The organism is Domibacillus indicus (genome assembly GCF_000970685.1).
In the GTDB taxonomy this organism is placed as follows: domain Bacteria; phylum Bacillota; class Bacilli; order Bacillales; family Domibacillaceae; genus Domibacillus; species Domibacillus indicus.
This window is the reverse complement of the sequence record NZ_LAJB01000013.1, coordinates 1-23,098: the sequence shown is the minus strand read 5'-3', so window position 1 is coordinate 23,098 and position 23,098 is coordinate 1. Positions and strand designations below refer to the sequence as shown.

19 protein-coding genes are annotated in these 23,098 nt (G+C 43.6%); 7 read left to right on the top strand and 12 right to left on the bottom strand.

All coding sequences use genetic code 11. The features are described from left to right. Nucleotides 1-195 precede the first annotated feature (195 nt). Nucleotides 196-1,209: a C40 family peptidase gene (locus VP98_RS13980; RefSeq protein WP_046176019.1), complete on the top strand. Its 1,014-nt coding sequence runs from the start codon at nt 196-198 to the stop codon at nt 1,207-1,209. A gap of 103 nt (nt 1,210-1,312) precedes the next feature. On the opposite strand, the gene VP98_RS13975 is transcribed toward VP98_RS13980, so the two are convergent. The 6 genes from VP98_RS13975 to VP98_RS13955 form a co-directional block, all read right to left on the bottom strand. After that, complete coding sequence (locus VP98_RS13975) at nt 1,313-2,986, bottom strand: ribonuclease J (RefSeq protein ID WP_046176018.1); 1,674 nt, start codon at nt 2,984-2,986, stop codon at nt 1,313-1,315. 97 nt (nt 2,987-3,083) lie between these two features. Continuing rightward, nucleotides 3,084-3,239, bottom strand: coding sequence for a hypothetical protein (locus VP98_RS18960; RefSeq protein ID WP_156151399.1), 156 nt, complete (start codon nt 3,237-3,239; stop codon nt 3,084-3,086). Nucleotides 3,240-3,334: 95 nt separating this feature from the next. Beyond that, nucleotides 3,335-4,354, bottom strand: a complete 1,020-nt coding sequence (locus VP98_RS13970; protein WP_046176017.1) for an STAS domain-containing protein — start codon at nt 4,352-4,354, stop codon at nt 3,335-3,337. A gap of 405 nt (nt 4,355-4,759) precedes the next feature. Then, nucleotides 4,760-5,743 carry a tRNA dihydrouridine synthase gene (locus tag VP98_RS13965; RefSeq protein ID WP_046176051.1) on the bottom strand — a complete coding sequence of 328 codons (984 nt, stop codon included), beginning with the start codon at nt 5,741-5,743 and terminating at the stop codon, nt 4,760-4,762. 232 nt (nt 5,744-5,975) lie between these two features. Beyond that, entirely contained in the window at nt 5,976-7,349 is a 1,374-nt protein-coding gene (gene rlmD / locus VP98_RS13960) for a 23S rRNA (uracil(1939)-C(5))-methyltransferase RlmD (protein WP_046176016.1), read from the bottom strand. 17 nt (nt 7,350-7,366) lie between these two features. Beyond that, nucleotides 7,367-8,140: a TrmB family transcriptional regulator gene (locus VP98_RS13955; protein ID WP_046176050.1), complete on the bottom strand. Its 774-nt coding sequence runs from the start codon at nt 8,138-8,140 to the stop codon at nt 7,367-7,369. 103 nt (nt 8,141-8,243) lie between these two features. Between VP98_RS13955 and VP98_RS13950 the strand changes: the two genes are divergently transcribed. The 3 genes from VP98_RS13950 (at nt 8,244) to VP98_RS13940 (ending at nt 10,668) form a co-directional block, all read left to right on the top strand. After that, entirely contained in the window at nt 8,244-9,008 is a 765-nt protein-coding gene (locus VP98_RS13950; RefSeq protein WP_046176015.1) for a TSUP family transporter, read from the top strand. A gap of 91 nt (nt 9,009-9,099) precedes the next feature. Beyond that, the gene (locus VP98_RS13945; protein ID WP_046176014.1) at nt 9,100-10,158 is read left to right on the top strand and encodes a 2,3-butanediol dehydrogenase; all 1,059 of its coding nucleotides are present in this window, start codon (nt 9,100-9,102) and stop codon (nt 10,156-10,158) included. Nucleotides 10,159-10,251: 93 nt separating this feature from the next. Continuing rightward, complete coding sequence (locus VP98_RS13940) at nt 10,252-10,668, top strand: pyridoxamine 5'-phosphate oxidase family protein (protein WP_046176013.1); 417 nt, start codon at nt 10,252-10,254, stop codon at nt 10,666-10,668. Nucleotides 10,669-10,796: 128 nt separating this feature from the next. Here the strand turns inward: VP98_RS13940 and VP98_RS13935 are convergent, their stop codons facing one another. The 3 genes from VP98_RS13935 to VP98_RS13925 all read right to left on the bottom strand — a co-directional run bounded on the left by VP98_RS13935 (nt 10,797) and on the right by VP98_RS13925 (nt 14,850). Beyond that, entirely contained in the window at nt 10,797-12,521 is a 1,725-nt protein-coding gene (locus tag VP98_RS13935; protein WP_046176012.1) for an ABC transporter ATP-binding protein, read from the bottom strand. Next, nucleotides 12,502-14,232, bottom strand: a complete 1,731-nt coding sequence (locus VP98_RS13930) for an ABC transporter ATP-binding protein (protein ID WP_046176011.1) — start codon at nt 14,230-14,232, stop codon at nt 12,502-12,504. The genes VP98_RS13935 and VP98_RS13930 overlap by 20 nt, the downstream gene beginning before the upstream one ends. A 189-nt stretch (nt 14,233-14,421) precedes the next feature. After that, nucleotides 14,422-14,850: a CotY/CotZ family spore coat protein gene (locus tag VP98_RS13925; RefSeq protein WP_046176010.1), complete on the bottom strand. Its 429-nt coding sequence runs from the start codon at nt 14,848-14,850 to the stop codon at nt 14,422-14,424. Between the two features lie 175 nt (nt 14,851-15,025). Between VP98_RS13925 and VP98_RS18600 the strand changes: the two genes are divergently transcribed. Next, nucleotides 15,026-17,197 (top strand): YheC/YheD family protein, encoded by a 2,172-nt coding sequence (locus VP98_RS18600; RefSeq protein WP_082087939.1) that lies wholly within the window; start codon nt 15,026-15,028, stop codon nt 17,195-17,197. A 233-nt stretch (nt 17,198-17,430) separates the two neighbouring features. Here VP98_RS18600 and VP98_RS13915 read toward each other — a convergent pair whose 3' ends face one another. The 3 genes from VP98_RS13915 to VP98_RS13905 all read right to left on the bottom strand — a co-directional run bounded on the left by VP98_RS13915 (nt 17,431) and on the right by VP98_RS13905 (nt 21,250). Then, nucleotides 17,431-18,654 (bottom strand): ATP-grasp domain-containing protein, encoded by a 1,224-nt coding sequence (locus VP98_RS13915; RefSeq protein ID WP_046176009.1) that lies wholly within the window; start codon nt 18,652-18,654, stop codon nt 17,431-17,433. A gap of 156 nt (nt 18,655-18,810) precedes the next feature. Continuing rightward, entirely contained in the window at nt 18,811-19,716 is a 906-nt protein-coding gene (locus VP98_RS13910) for a C40 family peptidase (protein ID WP_052712251.1), read from the bottom strand. A 148-nt stretch (nt 19,717-19,864) separates the two neighbouring features. Beyond that, complete coding sequence (locus tag VP98_RS13905) at nt 19,865-21,250, bottom strand: UDP-N-acetylmuramoyl-tripeptide--D-alanyl-D-alanine ligase (RefSeq protein WP_046176008.1); 1,386 nt, start codon at nt 21,248-21,250, stop codon at nt 19,865-19,867. A gap of 153 nt (nt 21,251-21,403) precedes the next feature. Between VP98_RS13905 and VP98_RS13900 the strand changes: the two genes are divergently transcribed. Beyond that, nucleotides 21,404-22,261: a YheC/YheD family protein gene (locus VP98_RS13900; protein WP_046176007.1), complete on the top strand. Its 858-nt coding sequence runs from the start codon at nt 21,404-21,406 to the stop codon at nt 22,259-22,261. A 62-nt stretch (nt 22,262-22,323) separates the two neighbouring features. Beyond that, complete coding sequence (locus VP98_RS13895; RefSeq protein WP_046176006.1) at nt 22,324-23,088, top strand: YheC/YheD family protein; 765 nt, start codon at nt 22,324-22,326, stop codon at nt 23,086-23,088. Nucleotides 23,089-23,098 lie beyond the last annotated feature (10 nt).

Sequence of the window (23,098 nt, the reverse complement as noted above, 5' to 3'; positions counted from 1 at the left end):
AATTTCCATTCAATGTCACCCGCTCCCTTACATACACTGTTAACAAAAAAATGAAAGAAAACAGTAAAAACGGCTGTTTCAAGCTGTTGGATTCTCTCTCTATTCTATTTAGTAAAATAATCTATTAACAATACTTTCAAATCATGGTATATTCATGAAAGAAATTACCATATAGATAGAGGAGCTCCAATAGATATGGCCTTTAAAAAGGTGATGATCGCAATCATGTTTTTCGTACTGGCACTTTCACTCGTCCCTTCCTATTCAAATGCAGCTTCTTCCGATTGTTCTGCAAAGACAGCTGTTAAGAAAACATATATTAATGTTTCTGTTGCTACTTTGTGGAAAGAACCAGGCGCAAAACGGCAAATGGACCAATATGTTCTTTCCACTCCTGTCAACATGAAAGCATGGACAGCTAAAATGTCTGCTGTCAAAGACCGTCTCTGGCTTACAGGAAAAGCCGAAACTCAGGCGCTGTACGGACAGGAAGTTACCATTTTAAAAACAAGCGGCAGCTGGGCACAGGTAGCGGTCAAAGACCAAACCACTGCTAAAAACAGCAAAGGATATCCGGGCTGGCTCCCGAAGGCGCAAATAACGTCACGGGCCGCCGCATACGAGGCCTGCCAGACGGCAAGCATCAAATCAAAGACCGCTGTTTTGTATCACGACAAAAAAACAGCTTTTATGGAATTGAGCTTTAACACAGAGCTGCCCATTATCAAATCAGAAGCAAGCTGGGTGCAGGTGGTGACACCGTCAAATGGCACCAAATGGCTGAAAAAAAATGATATCCGCATCCTTGGTTCGGGCACGGTTATTCCTAAACCGGCCGGAACGGCCTTGCTGACAACCGGAAAGCAGTTTTTAGGCCTTCCGTACTTATGGTCAGGGGTGTCTGCCTACGGCTACGATTGTTCAGGCTTTACCTCATCTGTTTACCGGTACCACGGAATCCAAATTCCACGGGATGCATCCGAGCAGGCGAAAGCAGGAAAAGCTGTGACAAAGTCAGCACTGAAGCCGGGTGATTTGTTATTTTTTGCTTATAATAATGGAAAAGGCCGTGTTCACCACGTTGCCATGTATGCCGGAAACGGCAAAATGATCCACTCGCCCAAAGCCGGGAAAAAAGTTGAAATTATACCGATGGATACAGCTCCCTATAAACAAGAATATGCCGGGGCGAGACGCTATATTGATTGATTTCCAATAGAAATTCTGCTTCTGCCGCCCATTTTACAAAAACATGCTTTGAGTACATTAAAAAGCAATCCCGGTCCATAAGTGCGGGATTGCTTTTTTATAATTACACCTCAATGATAATCGGGACAATCATAGGGCGTCTTTTTGTCTGGGCATATAAAAATTTTCCGACCGATTCTTTAACCGTTTGCTTCATGACTTTCCATTGCGTTACATTTGACTGCTGAAGCCTGTTAAATGCTGACGTGACAATGTCATTCACATCATTTAAAAGCATTTCAGACTGGCGCGCATAAACAAAACCGCGGGAAATAGTATCAGGCCCCGAAATAATTTTGTTTTCAGATTTGCTCAGGGTAATGACGATAATAAGCATGCCATCCTCTGAAAGCTGTTTTCGGTCACGGAGAACAATATCTCCGACATCTCCAATCCCAAGTCCATCGACAAAAATATTCCCCGCCGGGAGATTTCGGGTTTGCCGTGCTTCTGATTCGCTGATATCCAGTACTTCTCCGTTTCTCATCACATAAATATTTTCTTCTTTTACACCAACGGATTGAGCGAGCAGACGGTGCTGGTGCAGCATTCTATATTCACCGTGAATCGGTATAAAGTATTTTGGCTTCATCAGCGTCAGCATTAATTTTAATTCTTCCTGATAGGCGTGGCCGGATACATGCATGCCTGTCGAGGCGCCCGATCCGTAAATTACTTTAGCGCCCAGCAGAAATAAGTTATCAATGATCCGGGCAACATTGCGTTCATTTCCCGGTATGGGTGATGATGATAAAATGACGGTGTCGCCCGGGTAAATTTCGATCTGCCGGTATTTCCCGGCCGATAAACGGGACAAGGCTGCCATCGGCTCGCCCTGGCTTCCTGTACAAAGAACAGCTATTTTTTCCGGAGCCCAGTCATTTATTTCGGTTGCATCAATAAGCATATCCTCGGAGATTGTTAAATAGCCAAGTTCCATGGCCACTGACACAACATTCACCATGCTCCGCCCCAGCAGTACAATCTTTCGGTTTGTTTTGGCCGCCGCGTCAACCACCTGCTGAACGCGGTGGACGTTCGAAGCGAAGGTAGACACAAACACCCTGCCTTCCGCTTTGTTAAAGGCTTCCTGAAGATGGGTGCCGACAAGCTTTTCCGATGGGGTAAAGCCGGGGCGTTCCGCGTTTGTGCTTTCTGACAACAAAGCCAGGACACCATTTTTACCGAGTTCGGCCATTTTGTGAATATCGGGGTACTGATCATTGACAGGCGTTAAATCGAATTTAAAGTCACCGGTGTGAACCACGGTACCTTCCGGTGTATGAAAAGCCACTCCAAGGCAGTCGGGAATGCTGTGATTGGTTTTGAAAAACGACAGCTGCATGGTGCCAAGTTCAAGAACCGATTCAGAGTCAATTGGCGTAAGCTGTGTTTCCCTTAAAAGCCCATGCTCCTTCAGTTTTATTTCGATTAATCCTAATGTCATCCGTGTTGCATAAATCGGAACATTTAACTGCTTTAACAAGTAAGGAATACCGCCAATATGATCTTCATGTCCATGGGTAACAATTAAAGCCCGGATCTTTTCTTCATTTTCACGCAAATATGTAATATCCGGAATAATTAAATCAATGCCTAATAAACTTTCGTCCGGAAACTTGGAACCGGAGTCAATAATGATAATATCGTCTGCATATTGCACGGCGTACATATTTTTTCCGACTTCGTTCAATCCGCCTAAAGCAAATATCGATAATGTACTTGAAGTATTCAACATGACCTTCCTCCCCAAACTAAATCATTATTCAAATTGTGCCCGTTCCCGTTTCTTTTATGCTTTACCTTTCAAGTCGTTCATATTGTTTTTATACCGTTTAAAAAAAGCGCGGAAGAACAGCCAATAAAATCCGGTTGTTTTTCTTTTCTAAATGAGAAAGAAAAGACCAAACATGCTTTTTCATGCCCGCTTTTTTAAGAACACAATGGCCGCCCGCAGCCCCGGCTTCTGCTTTTAGAAGAAAACAGCTCATTTTGACGGCTCTCTTTTTCAGCACTATGAAAAGACTGCAGGCTTTGCCTGCAGTCTCATGCTTTATTTAAAAGAATCTTCTGGTTACGTTTATCTTCAAATAATTTTGCGCCCATGCTGCCCTAAAGCAAAATAAATTCCATGCTGAAGCGTTTGAAAACAATCAAATACAGATAAATCAATGTTTGATTTCGATATAATCATACTCAGCTCAGCAGAGATGCCAACAAGAATGGTTTTCGTTCCGATCAAGGCAGCAGCGGAGCCGATTTTTTCAATCAGGCTGACTGTATGCTCGCTTATATCTTTATCAAGTCCCGTTAAATCAAGCACCAGGTAGTTTGCCTTGTGGGCGGGAAGATTATTCAGTGTTTTTACAACCAGCTCTTCTGAACGTTCTTCGTCATATTTTCCGAGCAGCGGAACGACCGCGATTCCTTCAAGAACAGGAATAATCGGAGAAGAAATTTGTTTCACAAGCTCTTTTAGTTCTCTTGTTTTTTCGTCCACAAGTGTCTCTAAACGAAGAATTTCTTCCGCTTCCTTTTTTCTTGCCAATTCATGGATATTATTTGAAATAGTCACATCCGATGGAAAATACTCGATAATGCTGCACTCATGTCCTTCCAATTGATGCTGGGTGACTTTATACCATATGTTTGTGCCAAACAGCCCTGTAAAAATTCCCGCGTAATGGGCGGGAAGATAATTGCCGCCCTGTTCCTTCTCCTGCGCAAGGTTAATTTTATATTCCCAGCTGTCTTTAATATAAGCCGTCAGTGTTTTCGCTTCAAAATCCAGGTTTTTAATAGTCGTCCGGCCCCAGCCCGCTGAGGCATATGTATTGGTAATTAACTCTGCTGCTTCCGCTATGCTGACATCTTTTATTTTCTCAAAATATTGTCCTACCGTCAGGCCCTGGCGGAAACCGGTTGTTTCAAAAACAAGATTTGATGCTTCTTCTCCTGATATTTCTTCAATTGTATCAAAAAATGTTTTCATTGCAGACGAAATCCAGAAAAGAACGGCATCTTCTCCTTCAAATAAAAATTGGCCGCTTTCCAGGCTCCATTCAAAATCAAGCCCGCCTATATTAATTTCGGGATTTTTATCCAATCTATTTTTGCCTCCCTTTTTATTATTACTTTTTATACACAATAGGTTCATTATAGTTTTTGTAAAAAAATATGTCTAATATTGAATCCGGATACAGTCTTTTTCTCTTTACTTTTTTAGTATTCTGCCCATTTTCTTCAAAAACAGCAGTATTTCCTGTTGAAATTTTTTAAAAAAGCAGAAACGGGGCTTCGTATAAAAAGACCCGGAAATCGGAAATGTTTATTTTACCGAAATCCAGGCCTGGTTAGAAAAAGTTATTCAGGGATGTTTATGTTAGTTAGACGCAGCAGAATAAAGAATTATGATAGTTTGTAAATTCATAAAAGCGAATATTGGCGGAATAGTCCGGGTCCATGCCACTTTCACGCCAGTTTAACGTCCTGCTTCATTTTTGCCTTACCTTTACTGTTCTTCTGCCCCAATAAGATTCTTTCTCTCAAAGTTATCGAGCAATGCACGCACTTCATCTGTTGACTCTGTGCTCATTAATTGATTTCTTAATTCACCTGCCCCTCGAAACCCTTTGACATATATCTTAAAAAAGCGGTGGAGAGCCTTAAACGAACGGAGCTCTAATTTTGAATATTTATCATGGAGATCAAGATGCAGTCTCAAGAGATCGAGCAATTCCTTGCTGCTGTGATCTTTCGGCTCTTTTTCAAAAGCAAATGGATTATTAAAAATACCACGCCCAATCATAACCCCATCAACACCATATTGATGGGCGAGCTTTAAGCCAGTTTGACGGTCAGGAATATCCCCATTGATCGTCAAAAGTGTATCTGGTGCCACCTCGTCACGAAGCTTTTTAATCTCCGGAATCAATTCCCAATGAGCATCTACCTTGCTCATTTCCTTTCTTGTACGCAGATGAATGGAAAGATTAGCAATATCTTGTTTCAATATGTGTGTCAGCCAATCATGCCATTCGTCTACATCCGTGAAACCAAGCCTTGTCTTCACACTTACGGGCAATCCTCCTGCTTTTGCTGCTTGTATTAAATCTGCCGCAACTTCGGGACGGCGGATAAGGCCGCTTCCCTTCCCATTCTGTGTCACATTGGGCACAGGACAGCCCATATTAATATCCAATCCCCGAAAGCCCAGTTTCGCCATACCAATACTCATTTGCCGGAAGTTTTCAGCCTTATCTCCCCATATATGAGCGACCATTGGTTGTTCATCTTCTGTAAAAGTTAAACGGCCACGCACGCTGTGGCTCCCCTCTGGGTGACAATAGCTCTCCGAGTTTGTAAACTCTGTAAAGAATACATCGGGTCTGGCTGCTTCACTCACTACATGGCGAAAAACAACATCCGTCACATCTTCCATTGGTGCCAGTACAAAAAAAGGGCGCGGCAAATCACGCCAAAAATTATCTATCATATTAAAAATCCTTTCATTATGGATACCGGGCCAAACCTTTATCCTAAACTTAAAAAGCAAAAATGCTGCTTCTTTTACACTTATAGCATGCTTAAGCACTTTTTATCAAACGAAATCGAGTAAAGACAGGGATGCTCACGAAAAAGACCCAGAAATCGGAAATGTTTATTTTACCGAAATCCAGATCTCATTAGAAAATGTTTATACTGGGAGGTGTTTATTTTCGTTAAACTTATCTCAGCTCTAACACTGCTACCGCCTCGACATGCACCGTTTGCGGAAACATATCCACAGGCTGCACTTCACGTGTCCGGTAGCCCCCGTCTTCAAGCACACGCAAATCCCGTGCCAGTGTGCCGGGATTACAGGACACGTAAACAACCCGCTTCGGCTTCATTTTTAAGATCGTTTCCAAAAGCGCTTCATCGCAGCCTTTGCGCGGCGGGTCAACGACAATAACATCCGGGCGGATCCCCTGCTTGTACCAGGCAGGAATGACTTCTTCTGCTTTTCCCGCTTCAAAATAAGCGTTTGTGATGCCGTTTAATTCGGCGTTTTTCCGGGCGTCTTCAATTGCCTGAGGCACGATTTCAACCCCATAAACCTGCTTTGCTTTTTGCGCTAAAAACAGTGAAATGGTGCCGATGCCGCAATAAGCGTCGATCACCGTTTCTTCTCCGGTTAAACCTGCATACTCAAGAGCCTTGTTGTAAAGCACCTCCGTCTGGACCGGATTTACCTGATAAAAAGAGCGGGCAGAGATCGCGAATTTCACGCTGCCGATTGTATCGTAAATAACGTCTTCCCCAAACAGTGTCCGTGTTTTGCTGCCGAAAATCACATTTGTTTTGTCAGGGTTCACGTTTTGAACGATAGATGTAATGCCCGGCACTTCTCTGCGTATCCCGGCAATGATGGCCTGCTCATTTGGCAGCTCATTTGTGCGTGTAATAAGCACTGCCATCTTCTCGCCCGTTTGATAGCCAATGCGCGCCATTACATGGCGCAGCACACCTTTATGGCTCTGTTCATCATAGGACATAACGCCGTTTGCTGCACAGACATCTTTTACTTTTTGAATCATTACATCGCTTTCTTCATGCTGAATTAAACATTCCGTCATATCAATAATCTCATGAGAACGTTTTTTGTAAAAACCGGCGACAAGACGGCCGCCCGACAGCCCGACCGGCACCTGTGCTTTATTCCGGTAACGCCAGGGCTCCTCCATGCCGAGCACCGAGTGAACCGGCACGTCCGGCAGCTTGGCAATCCGGTCCATTACATTACGGACCTGATTGTATTTCATTTCCATCTGTCCTGCATACGATAGATGCTGGAGCTGGCACCCTCCGCATTCTTCATATACGGAGCAGGATGGGCTCACCCGCTCCGGCGATTTCTGCTCAAGCCGGAGAAGCTTCGCAAAGCCATAACCTTTGTTCAGCTTTGTTACTTCCACTTCTCCTGTTTCACCCGGCAGCATGCCTTCTATAAATAACGGATATCCGTCAATTTTTGCTACCCCTTTTCCTTCGTGCGTTAAATCAGCGACCGATACGTGAACCGCTTCGCCTTTTTTAATCGGAGCTTGAATCTTTGCCACAATTACATCTCCTTCTCTTATTTAAAAAATTCATCCCGCTCGGCGGAAATCCACTTTTCCATTTCTTTTTCCGTCACAAGGCGGTTGACTAATATATCGTGCCATACGTAGTTTTCCAGCAAATAAATATGCACGGGATTGTCTGTGTAAAATGCGGTATCCCGCTGTTCAACAGAAGGGCCATACAGCATTTCCCTGCTGTCAATTGACAAAATAAACCACTTATTCTGTCCGATCCCTTCCACAAAGCTTGTCTGCCGGTGCTGATCAAGCCCTGCAACCGGATTATTCACCTGAAAAACAATACCCTTCATCTTACAACGATGGGCCGTTTCTTTCAAGACCGGCTCAAGCATTTTATACATATCGCTCCACAAAGAAACAATGACTTTTCGTTCAGCTCTTTTCAACAGTGTTTCACAAAAAGCAAGAATTGATTCCTGCCCTTGAACAGAAGCAACCCGGTTATCCGGCTCCGGCTGCACAGCTTCAAGCTTCTTTAGTGACTCGTGGATCGAAGTATAGGTTTTCTCCCATCTGGATTGAATCGACGATAAAAAAACATCCACAGGGAGCGGTGAATACATAATGCTGTTGTTTATTGCTTCTTGAATCACCATTCCCTGTGCGGACAGGCTTTTGAGCACGTCATATACACGTGCTCTCGGAATGCCGGATTCCTTACTGATTTGATAAGCGGTCGATGTTCCAAGCTTAACCAGTGTAATGTAAGCTTTGGATTCATACTGATTAAAGCCGACTGACTGCATTTTTCGGATAAGTTCGTCCATTTTTTCCTCCACACTGCGTCTTCCTTTTATCATAACACGTTTACAATCTGAAAAATATTAGTTACTATTTCAATAGTAACTAAATAGAGAAGGAGCATGAAACTTGGATGGAACCATTCTTCTTACACTGTTTTTCTTTGGATTTTTAGCTGCTTTTATTGATGCGGTTGTGGGAGGAGGCGGCCTGATTTCCATTCCGGCCCTGCTGGCTGCAGGAATCCCGCCCGCTGCTGCGGTTGCTACAAATAAACTGGCAAGCACCATGGGAGCGCTGACAAGCACCATTGCTTTTATTCGGGCCGGCAAAGTTGATTTTCGGCTGACAGGCAGATTGTTCCCGCTTACATTTATTGGTTCGCTGTTTGGCGCTCTGACTGTCCGATATGTTTCACCCGATGTGTTAAAGCCATTAATTCTCGTTTTGCTGATTACTGTTGCGATTTACACGGTCTTTAAGAAAAACTGGGGCAGCACATCCACTTATAAAAAGCCGACACCCGCAAAAGCCCTTCTGTTTGCAGCAGCTATCTTTGGGATCGGCTTTTATGACGGTTTTCTTGGTGCCGGTACAGGTTCTTTTATTTTATTTGCATTTTTGCTGCTTGGCTTTGATTTTATTCAATCCGCCGGCAATGCCAAGCTGTTAAACTTCAGCAGCAACCTTGCTGCCCTTATTCTTTTTTTAATGATGGATATGGTTTATATTCCGTATGGCCTGGCAATGGGCGGGGCGATGATTCTCGGGGCACTGGCGGGGTCAAAATTTGCGATTCTGAAAGGAACGTCTTATGTGCGCCTTCTTTTTATCGTGGTGACTGTATCATTAATCGGAAAAAACATTTATGACTTCTATCAATCACACTTTTGATTAATACAAATATTCAGTTAATTTTAGACCTCCCCTGTTTAACATGATAAAATAATAGCGTAAGCGATTACTATTTCGGGAGGTTTTTATGATGAAAGCTGCACGATGGTATGAAGCAAAAGACATTCGGGTGGAAACGATTGATGAACCGGTCATTGCACCTGGTAAAATAAAAATCAAAGTGGAATGGACCGGCATCTGCGGAAGTGATTTGCATGAATATGCGGCAGGACCGATTTTTGTGCCCGTCCAAGAACCTCACTATGTCAGCCAGGACAAAGCCCCTATTGTAATGGGCCATGAATTTTCCGGCCAGGTGACGGAAGTGGGCGAAGGCGTAACCAAAGTGCAGCCAGGTGATCCCGTTGTGGTAGAGCCCATTCTTTCCTGCGGCGAATGTCCAGCTTGTAAAAAAGGAAAATACAATTTATGTGAGCACCTCGGCTTCCACGGATTGTCCGGCGGAGGCGGCGGCTTTTCTGAATATACAATGGTTGATGAACATATGGTACATAAAATGCCCGAGGGCCTGTCTTATGAGCAGGGAGCACTCGTAGAACCAGCCGCAGTAGCGCTGCATGCAGTCCGTTTGAGCAAGCTGAAACCAGGCGACAAAGCAGCGGTGTTTGGAGCAGGACCGATCGGGCTGCTTGTTATCGAAGCTCTTCGGGCAGCTGGCGCATCGGAAATCTACGCTGTCGAACTGTCACCCGAACGAGCCGCTAAAGCGAAAGAGCTTGGCGCACGGGAAGTAATCAACCCAAAAGAAGAGCAGGCTGTAGAACGCCTTCGAGAGCTATCAGGCGGAGGGGTTGATGTATCGTTTGAAGTAACCGGTGTTCCAGCCGTTCTTCCGCAGGCGATTGATTCCACTTCATTTGAAGGTGAAACGATTATTGTTTCTATCTGGGAATCAGAAGCATCTGTGCAGCCAAATAATATTGTTTTGCAAGAGCGGACGGTTAAAGGCATTATCGCTTACCGTGATATTTTTCCCGCTGTAATGAAGCTGATGCAGCAGGGCTATTTTCAGGCGGAAAAACTGGTGACAAAACGAATTCATCTTGATGATGTTGTATCAGAGGGATTTGAAGCGCTAATGAAAGAAAAAAGCCAGGTGAAAATTTTAGTTAAATCACAGCCGGAATAAGATTTTGACAAAGGAACACTCTAAGCGGGTGTTCTTTTTTGTTTAAAAAAGGGAACAAGTGGAATAGTACATAGTATAAGGAGTGATTATAAAATGAGTTCAGTAAAAGAGCAGATTTTATCTATTTTAAAAGAAAACTATGTCGGGACGATGGCGACGATTCATGATAACAAGCCGCGTTCACGCTATATGACCTTTTTCAACGATAACTTAACCCTTTATACCGCAACAAGCAAAGACACCCATAAAACGGAGGATATAGAGCAAAATCCGTATACGCATATTTTGCTTGGCTATGAAGGTGAAGGTATCGGGGATACGTATGTGGAAATCGAAGGAAAAGTGACCGAATCAGATGATGAAGGTATGAAAGAAAAAGTTTGGAATGAACATTTAGAACCATGGTTTGACGGGCCGGAAGATCCAAAATTGCTTATTTTAAAAATCGATCCCGAACAAATCCGTTTAATGAACAAAAAAGGACAGCCGCCGCAAACACTTGAGCTGTAATACAAAAAAGCATCACAGAGCCATCTGTGATGCTTTTTTTGATCTGTTTTGACAGCACACTTCTCTCTTTCTGATATGTTTGCTGGCGGCTGCTTTATTCAAATTGATTTATGGCCGCTCACAGCCGGCTATTCGACTACATTCTCATAGGTGCCAATGGCTTCAATGGCACCATTTCTCAGGCGGATCACCTGGTCGGCATGCTGGATTGTATTCAGACGGTGAGCAATAACGAAACTGGTCCGCCCTTCCATCAGCCGGCCAAGCGCTTCTTGAATATGAAGCTCCGTAATCGTGTCGATGCTGCTTGTTGCCTCGTCTAAAATCAATATCACCGGATCAGCTAAAATGGCTCGTGCAATGGAAAGAAGCTGCCTCTGCCCCTGGCTGATGCCCGATCCATCCTGGCTCAGCTTTGATGCATATCCATCCGGCATCCGCATAATAAACGTGTGGGCATTTGCTTTTCTCGCTGCTTCAATCACTTCATCGTCTGTCGCATCAAGCCGGCCGTAGCGGATATTTTCCATCACTGTATCTTCAAACAAAACGGTATCCTGAAGAACAAAGCCCATCTGGCGGCGCAGCGCGGAACCGGCTATTTCCCGGCTGTCTACGCCGTCAAATAAAATGGCTCCGCCGGCCGGCTCGTAAAACCGGGCGAGCAAATTCATAATTGTTGTTTTGCCTGATCCGGTCGGTCCGATTAGCGCAATTGTTTCACCAGCCTCCGCTTGAAATGACACGTTGGAAAGAGTCGGCTTCCCTTCTTCATAAGAAAATGCAACATTGTTAAACACAACATGGCCGGACAATTGATGCTGCCTGCTCTCTTTTCTGTCGACCGCTTCCCTTGTGTCCATAATATCAAAAACACGTTCTGCCCCTGCGACAGCTGACAGCATCGTATTGTACTGGTTGGCAAGATCATTCAGCGGCCGGGTAAACTGGCGGGCGTACTCTGTAAAGATGACAATGGTGCCGACTGACGCCTGTCCATTCAATGCCAGAATCCCGCCGGCCAGCGCAATAACGGCGAAGCCTGTGTTATTGAGCAGGTTCATTAATTTTGGAATAAAACCTGAATATGCCTGGGCCAAATAGCCGGCTTCCCGGAGCCGGTCATTTTTTTCCATAAACTCACCGATCATTTCGTCCTCACGCGAAAACATTTTGACGATATGGCGGCTTGAAATGGCTTCTTCAATGAAGCCATTTAAATCACCAAGATGACGCTGCTGCTCTTTGAACCTTGGACCTGTCCGATTGGTAATCCATTTCATACCGCCGAACATAAGAGGAATAATCAGCAGCGTGATCAGTGTCAGGACCGGGCTTAAATAAAGCATGACTGCAATGGAGCCAAGAAGGGTTAATAATCCCGAAGCTACCTGGATAATAGAACTGTTCAGTGTGCTGCTGATATTATCAATATCATTTGTCACCCGGCTCATCAATTCACCGTGGCGGCGCTTATCAAAAAATGAAACCGGCAGCTTATGAAAATGCCGGAACAGGTCATCCCGCAATTCATACACCGTTTTTTGGGCAACCTCTGCCATCCAGTAGTTTTGCAAAAAAGAAACAAGTGAATATCCAATGTATACAAGCGCAAGGCCTGCCAGCAGCCAGCTCAAACCCCGCTCATCGCCGGATGCAATATAATCATCAATTGCCACTCCGATTAAAAACGGACCTGCCAGTGCAAGGGCAGAGCTGAGCGCTACCATCATCATGGTTAAAAGCAGTTTGCTCTTTCGCTTAAATAAATAACGGCCAATCCGTTTTAAGGTAACGGACAAATTATTGATTTTCGGCTTTTTGCCGCCTGGATTACTGCCCGGATGCTTCATATGCCCCGCCCTTTCTGCCCTGAGACTCCATCAGCCGTTTATACAAATCATGTTTGCGTGCCAGCTCACGATGTGTTCCGGAAACAGCTGCTTTCCCTTCCTCAATCATAAAAATGCAATCTGCCTGTTCTGCGGTTGAAATTTTTTGGGTCACGATAAAAATGGTGCATTCCTCGGATGTAATGGCTTCTATAAGCCTTCCTTCCGTTTTTACATCAAGAGCACTTGTGCTGTCGTCAAGCAGCAGGATATCCGGCTTTCGGATAAGAGCCCGTGCGATGGATAACCGCTGTTTCTGTCCTCCTGATAACGTTACACCTTTCTGCCCGATTATTGTGTCGTACCCATCCGGCAGCGCAGCAATGGTTTCATGAATTTGCGCTTTTTTTGCTGCTTCTGTAATTTCTTCCTCTGTGGCGTCTTTTTTCCCCCAGCGGATATTGTCCGTAATGGAGCCTGTAAACAAATGCGACTCCTGCGGCACGAAGCCGATTTTATGGCGCAGCCTTCGGACATCCATTCTGCTTATATCACGCCCGCCGATTGCAATCGATCCGCTGTCCGGCTCATACAAGCGCGGAATAAGAGAAAGCAAGGCCGACTTGCCGGAGCCCGTCTCCCCTAAAATCGCCGCCATACTGCCGCGCTTCACCTTCATCGACAGTGACTGGAGCACCGGCGCCTTTCCGCCCGGGTATGTAAAGGTGACATCATTAAAGAGAATGTCACCGTCTGCTGGATATTCTTCTGTTACGGCCTTCAGCTCTTCCGGTTCAACCGTTAATACTTCATCAATCCGGGCAGCAGACGCTTTTCCGCGCGCAAAAGCAAGTGTGATAAAGGTAAAAATGGACAGGGAAATAATAATGCGTGCTGCATAATTAATAATGGCTACAATTTCGCCTGTTGTAGCTGTTCCGTTTTGCATTTCAACAAAACCGAACCACAAAATAAAAATAAGGCCGCCGTTCATAACAAGCAGCAAAATGGGGACAATGCTTTCAAATGTGCGAATAACCTGGATCGTCTGGTTCATAAGATCTTTTCCCGCATGGCCAAAGCGTGATATTTCACGGCCGCTTCGCACGAACGCTTTAATCAAGCGGATACCAGCCAGGTTTTCACGCATAACACTGTTTACTTTATCGAGCTTCAGCTGGACGAGGCTGAACATGCCTGCCCCTTTTCTCATCATAAACAGCATAAAAAAAGTCATAACCGGTACCGTCACAAGCAAAACAAGCGACAGCTTAAAGTGGACAAACAGCGCCATAGCCGTACCAAAAATAATCATAAGAGGAGCACGCAGCATAATCCGCAGGCTCATAAAAACCGCATTCTGAAGCTGGGTTACATCGTTGGTCATCCGGGTGATCAGCGTGGATGTATCGAAATGGCCGTACTGGCCAAATGAAAAAGACTGTACTTTTTCAATCAGCTCTTTTCGAATATCAAATCCATAATCCTGGCCGATCCGGGCGGCAATAAACGAATTGGTAATGCCAGCTGTGAAAGAAAACAGCGACAGCCCAATCATAATACTGCCCCAATACAAAATAGCTTTCATTTCTCCTGCGACAATGCCATCATCAACCATTTTCGCCATTAACACCGGCAATGCCAGCTCTACAGCAAGCTCCAGCAGCATCAGCCCCCAGGCAAACGCCATTCTGGCCCGGTATGGCATTAACAGCGACCAAACACGACTCATATAATTCCTTCCTCCGCTTCTTGTTATAAACAGTGTAGCAAACATTAAAAAAAATCGCCTGTTTCAAGAAGCGGCCTCGCCCGGCCTGTTCAGCTTACATACAGGAATCTGCCTGCCTTAAGCACTGAACAAATGACTTATGATCGTAAAGGTCGGTGTAAAAAGCCCATTCAGCTTAGATAAAGAAAATCACCATTTTGGCTCAATAACCATCTTTTTGGTCATAAGCTCGATATCGAGGCATTGAACTGCACTGATCCGGTTTATATACAATGTGATAGACATGCTGGTTTTTTCTAAACGATAAAGCTCGTTAAAAGAAGCCGCGAACCCATTGCCCATATCGAGAGGCTCCAGCAATAAAAGGGTCACAGTATCGTTTTCTTCATCAATTGTTTCAATACGGAAATATTTTGTGCGAAGCAAACGGCTGCCTTTCATGACAGCAGCTTCATAATATTCTCCATCCACCTTAATCATGATGGGGATGGTATCTCCATTAAAAAGCTTTGCCAAAAGGCTGCTGCAAATATCCGTTTTCAGCCCTTTCAGCTGGTCCTGCTGCTCTTTTAAAGCATGTAAGAAATACTTTAAACTGCTTCTGTGACGATGCTGCATAGCCTTCCCTCCTGCATTGCTTTTATTTATAGAATATTTCAGCGTTCCGAAAGAGGTGAAAAAGCCTACTTGATCATTTTAGGACTGAGCTGTTCTTTTTCTTTGATTTTTCACATAACATCTTTGAGTTGCATTTACTAAGAGAGAGTTTTTATTTAAGGAGAGGGGAATTCACTTGACGCTGATTGGTATGCTTCACCATAGAAAAGATCCGACAACCGTGATCAAGTCCTATGCTTATGCCATTGTCGCTCAAGCAGAAGGCGCCGGCTTTGTTTATTTCTCGCCTGGCTGTGTTAACTTTGTCACGAAGCGCATCAAGGGGCAGGTATATGAAAACGGCACCTGGAAAGAGCAGACCGTACCGTTTCCGGATGTGATTTATAACGCTGGCAGTCCTGAAAAGTTAGCAAAAGCAAAAAGTGTCGTTCAAAAGCTGAAAGAGATGATTCCTTTTACTACTCATTCAATTGGGAACAAGTGGAATGTAAATGAAAGACTAAAAGAAGGAAAAGAATTTGCGGGCTATTTAATTCCAACTAAAACAGTAAAAAATTCAAATGACATTTTTCACTTTATGAATGCTTTTCATCATGTAATTGTAAAACCGATTGATGGAAGAAAAGGACAGGGCATTTATTTTATCCACCTGGACGGCAGCCGTTATGTAGTAAATAAAGACTCGGCTGACGTTCATTACAGCCAGGGGGAGCTGGCTTCTTTCTTTGATCCGCTTTTAAAGGAAAATACTTTTATTATCCAGCCCTATATCAACAGCCGGACAAAAGCCGGCCTTGCTTATGATTTCCGGCTTCATGTCCAAAAAAACGGAGAAGGAAAATGGGTTATTACAGCGATTTACCCGCGTGTCGCCCCTGAAGGAACCATTGTAACTAACATTAACAACGGCGGCTATACAAACTATTTAGAGCCTTTTTTAAAGCAGGAGTTTAGCAAAGATGAGGCATTTAACGTTAAGCGGAGGCTTGAGCATTTTTCTCTTTCACTGGCCCGCCATCTTGATGAACTTCAAATGCGTGAATACCAGGAAGTTATTGATGAACTCGGAATTGATATTGGCTTCGACCAGAATCAAAAGATCTGGATCTATGAAGTAAACTGGCGTCCCGGCTGCCCGCCTGCTTTTTATTTGGAAATGGATGTAGTAAAAAATACAATTCACTACGCCCTTTATCTGGCAAAAAACCAGGATCAAATTAAAAAAGAAATTCAGCAAAGAAAGAAAAAAGAATTGGATATCAATAAAATTCCGATTATCGCGATAACAGGGAGTGCCGGCAAAACAACCACAAAAGCATTTGTGTCCTCCATATTAAAAACAAGAATGAATGTGTTTGAATCCAAAGATTACTGGAATACAACCGAGCATACGAAAAAGCATGCGGAGGAAATTGACTCTGCTCACGAAGCAGTCGTTCTTGAATATGGGATGGCGTATCCCGGCGTTATTACCGAACACTGCGAAATTATTCAGCCAAACATAAGTGTTGTCACAAATATCGGCATGGCACATATCGGCAATTTTGATGGCGATATCCGCGGCATCGCCCATGCGAAGTCGGAATTGATTCACGGAATGAAGCAGGATGGCATCCTTTTTTTAAATGCGGACGACGAAAATTCCGCTTATCTGGAAACCGGCCAGTTTCGCGGAAAAATAATAACTACCGGTATACGCAGGCCCGCTGATTACCAGGCGCATGATGTAACATACACTTCAAACGGAATGAATTTTAAAATGACTATTCGCGGGGAAAATCATCAATTCTTTATTCCGATTTTTGGTGAGCATCATGTCTACAATGCATTAAATGCGGTGGCGATTGCTGATTATTTAGGATTCTCGCCGCTTGAAATAAAATCCGGGCTTTTGTTCCGGAAGCCGCCCCGCCGGATGACTATTTATCATTTAAAGGATAACATGACACTGATCGATGACACTGTGCATTCTCATCCCCAGGCAGTTATGGCGGCAATCGATGTTTTGAAAAATATTGCACCCGCCAGAAAAATTGCGATACTGGGCCAGATGAGGGAGCTTGGCGATCTGCGGGATGCACAGTACAAAAAAGTCGGCGAATACCTCGCCGGGCAAAATATCGATTTGATTATTACGTATGGTTATAGAGCAGACGCTATTGGAGCAGGGGCAATAAATGCTTCTTTTCCAGAGAAAGCCGTTAAACACTTTTTGAACAAAGAAGAAATGCATGACTATCTGCGGGAAATTCTGCAAGAAAAGGACACCATTCTTGTAAAAGGAGCAAGCAAAACAAATATGTTTGACACGGTTGCTTTTTTAGACACGGCTTACGGAGTAAAATAGGAACTTCCCATGTAAAACAAAATGATCTTTTAATTATTGTCCCCGCACTCTTTAAAAACGACAAGCCCCCTGAGGAGGGCTTGTCGTTTTTCATTCTGTTGAAATCAGAAGAAAACAGCTCATTTATAGCCCATAAGAAGAAAACAATTTCAGTTCAAAAACGGAGTATTTTCTTGACGGCTCTTTTTCGGCAGCATAAAACAACAAGCCCGCCACTAGAGGGGGGCTTGCTGTTATTGTTCTGTTCTTAAATAAAATTGAATTTCCCGGGCTGCTGTTTTGGCGAATTCCTTCGCCTCCTGCATAGTATTCCCTGCTGCAATTACGTACGCATAGCGGTGTCCCATTGATAATGGAGGAATAAGCAGTGTCCCCCTCCTTGGCTTTACATATACCTCTTCTACTCCCGGTGATTTTGACGCCCTGTTTTTCCCGGTGACTCTCTCCAATATTCCTTTTTGCCCGACAATAACATGCTGTGTAAAAACAAAACGGCTTTTTTTCTTTTCTAAACAAGGAGCTTCCCCGGTTAACATCTTAAGCGTCTCTTCTACTAAACTGTAGCCGAATGCAGCTTCAATCATTTTATTCATGGCGCCGCCTGAAATTCTCGGGTTAATTTCGATCAGCTTCCACCCGTTTTCCGTCTTTCTTAATTCCAGATGAAAAGCACCGTTTTCGATATCCAGGGCAGTAACTATGGATTGAGTAATTTCTCCAATGCTTTCTTCAATCTCCGGCGCAACATCGGCCAGCACGCCATAGCCTGTTACAATAAACCGCTTCCCTCTTGTAATTTCCTGCTCAATAATAGCAGCAGTTATAATTTTCCCCTTGTATACAATCACTTCTACTAAATATTGTTCGCCACTAATATATTCCTCAATAATGAGCGTTTCATCAGGGTACTTGTCTTTTAATTTTGATGTACTTTTCCTTACTTCTTCTTTATCTGCCGCAAAAATAACATCTTTAGAGCCAGTTGATTTAGGGCATTTTACCATGACCGGATATGTTAGATTATCCGGGAAAGCAATGGCTGAAGCAGGGGTGCTTTTGTCTACCAGCAAAAAAGCAGGTGTATACGGCTCGTTTGAAAGAAACTCCCTTGTTTCCTCCTTATTTTCCATAATAAAAATAGCATCGGTTGATAAACAGTTATCATAAAATTCGTCAGCAAGCTGCGAGGCTGTATGAACATACTGGTCAACAAAACTAGTGACGGCCGAAATCGTATGTCCTTTGTGTTGCAGTGCAGTGATATGTGTTTTTAACACACCGATATCATCTATGTCCAGTAAAACAAGTTGATGCACATCCGGGTATTCCTCCCGCTGTTCCAGCTGCCGTTCTCTGTTTGTAAAAACCACTGTGAAATACCCCAGTTTTTCAGCGGCTTTTACCGCTTCTCTGCTGGAACCTGATTTATTTAACCCGATAAACACTATGGTTTTCACGAATCATGCCTCCCTATTTTTAAACAGCATTCAGGTTTCTATATAGGGTATGAGATCACTGGAATTTTGCATGGTCATTCGACCTGCCTTCCGTTATTTAAAGCAAAAAAAAAAGCAGCACAATGCTGCTTTTCAAATGATTGGCATCAGTTTTCGTTATTTGATTACACGTCTTGCAGTTAGATAGTGCTGCTCGTACCAATCAACGAATATAACACGGGAAACAACACCTTCTGATGTTTTCATAACGAGTCGATGGTCACCGGCATAAACAGCTGCCAGAGAAGGAGTTTTTGATCCTGGCGTACCATTAAAAAAGACGATATCACCTTTTTTCAGCTGGCTTTTTGAAACAAAGGTCCCTTTTTTCATTTGTTCTTTTAAACTAGTTGTTCCAAGCTGAATGCCGTTATTCTGGAACACACGATTCACAAAGCCGGCATTTGTTAAAGAAGAAGATTGCGAGCTGCTCATCAGGCTGTACGCAGAAGCAACCACTTTATCCCCTTTTGTTGCCGGGCTGCCTGACATTAATGTAGGCAGTACGCGTCTTGCCGTTAAATAGTTATCCCGGTAATACGCTTTGCTGTCCAAATCCGAGATCACAATGTTTTGTTTGGAATCAGCCATGTGAATGATCTTGTTATCCCCTATGTACATACCAACATGGTCTGCAGGTTCACTGTCGTTTCGGTTGCTGTCGAAAAATACAAGATCTCCTTTTTGCAAGTTTGCTTTTGATACGGCTGTACCCTGCTTCATCATATAATTTTCATTATATGTGGCAAGATCGACACCTTCTTTTTCAAAAATAAAGTTTAAGAACGTAGCGCATGAAAATTTATAAGGTGCTGTTTTTTTATAAACGGCAGTGCTGTATGTCGCTTTTCCCATTAATCCTTTTGCTGTGCTGATCAATTGATTTGCTTTGGCTTCAACAGCCGCCTGATTGTTTTGAGTAACGGCAGCAGCTTGTACCTGCGGCTGGTCAATGCCTGCGGCAGTCATTCCTGAGAAAGCAACTATCGATGCAAGAGCTGTAGTAACAATTTGTTTTTTCATTGGTGCCTCCTGAACATGTTTTGTTTCAATGAACAATGTCTATTCTAACATCCAAAAGAATGGGAAACCCTTAGTAGTTGTTTCCGGGTTTCCCATGTATTTCATTTATTTTCTTTTTTTATTATTTATTGAAACAAAAGGCCCGGCACTAAAGCTCTTTTAACTGCTTTGCCAATTCGATCATTGAACGGCTTTTCATTGGCCCTTTAATAAGCAGCAGTGTCTGTTTATCTACTTTTTCTTTTAACATTTCCAGTACACCTTCTACTGTTTGAAATTGATAAATATCTCCTGTAAATCCGTCTTTTTTTGCCTGGCGGCTGATTTCCTTTGCTTTTTCCCCAATTGTTACCAGTGTGTTGTATTTTCTTTCGGCTACCATGCTTCCTACTTTTTGATGGTACTCCTTTTCGTAATCGCCAAGACGGTTAATATCCCCCAGCAGTACAATGGTTTTTTTGCTTTTTCCAAGTTCATCTACTACTTTTAATGCTGCCTCTACAGAAGCGGGATTGATCGTCCATGTATCGTCAATGATGGTACTCCCGTTTATTCCGCCTGTCACCTCAAGATGACGTTCCATATTTCGGAATGATGCCAATCTTTCTGACGCTTCAGTGATGCTCATTCCCATTTGATGAACAGCAGCAATGGCCGCCAATGCATTGTATACCTGGTGCTCTCCGTACCCTGGAATAAAAACAGGATGCTTTTGTTTATGGTGCTTAAGAGTAAAAGCCATGCCATTTTTTGTATAGAAGATATCCGCTGCCTGAAATTCGGCCTGATGAGTTAATCCAAAATAAATCAGACAGCCCTTAAATGAAGTTAACGACAGCTTTTTAGTATTTTCATCATCGGCATTTAAAATAAGCGTGCCGCCTTCTTTTATTCCTTCAATAATTTCCCCTTTCGCTTGAATATACCCTTCCAATGTTTTACAGCCGTCTAAATGATGAGCACCTATCATTGTGATAATGCCTATAGTGGGCTGATAAATAAGACATTGGTGCTTAATATTCCCTATATTCCCAAGCCCCGTTTCAAACACAGCCATATCGGTCTGGCGGTCAATCCCCAGCAGGTAGTGAAAAGACCTTCTCGGTTCGTTTTTGCTGCTTTCTGACGCCTGTACATTGTAGGAAGCACTTAATATATGCTTAATCATTTCTTTAACTGTTGTTTTTCCGCAGGTTCCGGTAACAGCTGTAACTGGAATATGAAAAAGCGACCGGTAATAGTCGATAAACGTCCAATAAGACTGAATAACGCTTTTTACACGAATGACTGCCGTTTCGCCGAGCAGGTGCCGCACTTCCTCCACCGGTTTATCCGTTACAACAGTACAGGGCTTCACAGACGCCAAATGGCCCCGGTGAATAGAATCTTTTCTGTTTAAAAAAATCAGTGTATGCGTTTTGTTCAATTCATGGCGATTGTATACGATGGCATTTTTCACATACCAATCTTCTTTACCGGAAATTAGCTCTCCTTCTAGTACAGCACGAATATCACTTAACAGAATTGGTTCCATTGTTCCCCTCCTTTCTCATTTATTATATGAAGCACTGCGGGCGGTTGTTTGTGCATAAAATCTAGCTCTTCTATGTTCTGCTTGCCAGTTAACCCACACGATTAAGCTGAAAAAGCATAATCTAACAGTAAACTAGAAAAGGAGGTGAACCCTATGAGAATCAATCTTGGAAAGCTTGAGCAGCACCTTCTGCTTCAAAATCACCCTCTTGTTTCTAAACATCTTCCTGATACAGCTCCTTATACAAAAGAAAGTCTAATTGACTTTGCAGGCCGCTATCCGGTGGTGTTTATAAAACATAATACATCCGGACAAGGAAGAGGCGTTTATAAACTCACAAAAACTTCCGCTGATTTGTACTCTCTAAAAGGCTATTCCCTTCAGGGCAAAGAAGTAGACCAGACACTCGACATTCACAGCATTCATAAGCTGCTGCAGCCTTTTGAACGATTTGGCCGGACGCAGCCTTACATCGTCCAGCAGGGCATCAACAGTATCAGTGCACGGGGGCAGCATGTGAATATCCGTGTCCATGTCCAGCATGTAGAAGGCAAACCGGTTGTAGGGGGCATTTATGGTTCGATCGCCTACGAGGAAAACGGCATTACAAACATCTGCCGCGGAGCTTACGCGATGCCAATGCGAAACTTATTTTTTATTTTCCTCAAAGTAAAAAAAGAAGACCAGCCTGCTATATTGAATAAACTGATGGAAGTCTCAGCCGCCGCCGCTGAAATCATCGCCAGCCATTATCCGTGCCGGGAATGCGGTGTTGACCTTGGATTAGATGAAAATATGAAGCCTTATATTTTCGAAGTGAATATTACGCCAGGCATTGAAGATTTTGCACGCATTGACAAGCAGATGTGGAAGCAAATTATCGAAAACCGAAAAAAAATAGGTGAATCGACCAGGCATCCGTCCGCTTCAGCCGGCGAAACAAAAAAAGAATCACCTTTTTTTCAGCCGCGTACTCTTTCTTCTTTTTTGAAATTTTTTCATTTACGTTAATTCTGCAGCTGACGCCTGCAGGCTTCCAGCTTCAAAATCTCTGCATGAAAGGAAGTGAAAAAGTGAACAAAGCTTTAGGAAAGCTTGCGCAATACCACCTTCTCCAAAGCGATCCCTTTGTCCGGCAGCATCTTCCGGAAACAGCTCCCTACACAAAAGAAAAGCTCTCCGACTTCACCAGCCGCCATCCGGTTGTGTTTGTTAAGCATGATACCTCCGGGCAGGGAAGAGGCGTATATAAAATGGAGAAAAGGGATGACTGCCATTATTCTTTGAAAGGATACACACTTCAAGGAAAAAAAATTGACCATGTAATGGATATGCCGGAAATTCATAAATTTCTTCAGCCTTTTGAACGGTTTGGGCGTATCTGGCCCTATATTATTCAAGAGGGCATCGGCAGTATTTCCGTTTCCGGCGAGCCCGTTAATATCCGGGTCCATGTTCAGCACTTTATTGACAAAACAGCAGCAGTAGGCATTTACGGTTCAATTGCCCGCGAAAAAAACGGCATATCCAATACACGCCGCGGGGCTTTTGCCGTGCCCGCCCAGCAGCTGCTATCCCATTATCTTCATATAGAAAAAGAAAGACAGCAAGGCTTGATAGCCGAGCTGGAGGAGGTTTCAATTGCAGCTGCCAGGATCGTAAAGACCCGGCATCCATCCCGGGAAGCCGGCGTTGATCTTGGACTGGATAAACACTTAAAGCCTTTTATTTTCGAAGTAAATGTTACACCGGGCATCGGAGGCTTTATGCAGTCTGACCCGCGTGTATGGAAGCGGATCATAGAAAACCGAAAGAAAATGAAAGATTCATTCCTATAAAGCAAAGCCT

What these genes read in the sequence shown, in the direction of transcription:
- VP98_RS13980 (WP_046176019.1), top strand. Translation starts at nt 196, where the DNA reads ATGGCCTTTAAAAAGGTGATGATCGCAATCATGTTTTTCGTACTGGCA.
- VP98_RS13975 (WP_046176018.1), bottom strand. Translation starts at nt 2,986, where the DNA reads ATGTTGAATACTTCAAGTACATTATCGATATTTGCTTTAGGCGGATTG.
- VP98_RS18960 (WP_156151399.1), bottom strand. Translation starts at nt 3,239, where the DNA reads ATGAGCTGTTTTCTTCTAAAAGCAGAAGCCGGGGCTGCGGGCGGCCAT.
- VP98_RS13965 (WP_046176051.1), bottom strand. Translation starts at nt 5,743, where the DNA reads ATGATAGATAATTTTTGGCGTGATTTGCCGCGCCCTTTTTTTGTACTG.
- VP98_RS13955 (WP_046176050.1), bottom strand. Translation starts at nt 8,140, where the DNA reads ATGGACGAACTTATCCGAAAAATGCAGTCAGTCGGCTTTAATCAGTAT.
- VP98_RS13945 (WP_046176014.1), top strand. Translation starts at nt 9,100, where the DNA reads ATGAAAGCTGCACGATGGTATGAAGCAAAAGACATTCGGGTGGAAACG.
- VP98_RS13940 (WP_046176013.1), top strand. Translation starts at nt 10,252, where the DNA reads ATGAGTTCAGTAAAAGAGCAGATTTTATCTATTTTAAAAGAAAACTAT.
- VP98_RS13935 (WP_046176012.1), bottom strand. Translation starts at nt 12,521, where the DNA reads ATGAAGCATCCGGGCAGTAATCCAGGCGGCAAAAAGCCGAAAATCAAT.
- VP98_RS13930 (WP_046176011.1), bottom strand. Translation starts at nt 14,232, where the DNA reads ATGAGTCGTGTTTGGTCGCTGTTAATGCCATACCGGGCCAGAATGGCG.
- VP98_RS13925 (WP_046176010.1), bottom strand. Translation starts at nt 14,850, where the DNA reads ATGCAGCATCGTCACAGAAGCAGTTTAAAGTATTTCTTACATGCTTTA.
- VP98_RS13910 (WP_052712251.1), bottom strand. Translation starts at nt 19,716, where the DNA reads ATGAAAAAACAAATTGTTACTACAGCTCTTGCATCGATAGTTGCTTTC.
- VP98_RS13905 (WP_046176008.1), bottom strand. Translation starts at nt 21,250, where the DNA reads ATGGAACCAATTCTGTTAAGTGATATTCGTGCTGTACTAGAAGGAGAG.
- VP98_RS13900 (WP_046176007.1), top strand. Translation starts at nt 21,404, where the DNA reads ATGAGAATCAATCTTGGAAAGCTTGAGCAGCACCTTCTGCTTCAAAAT.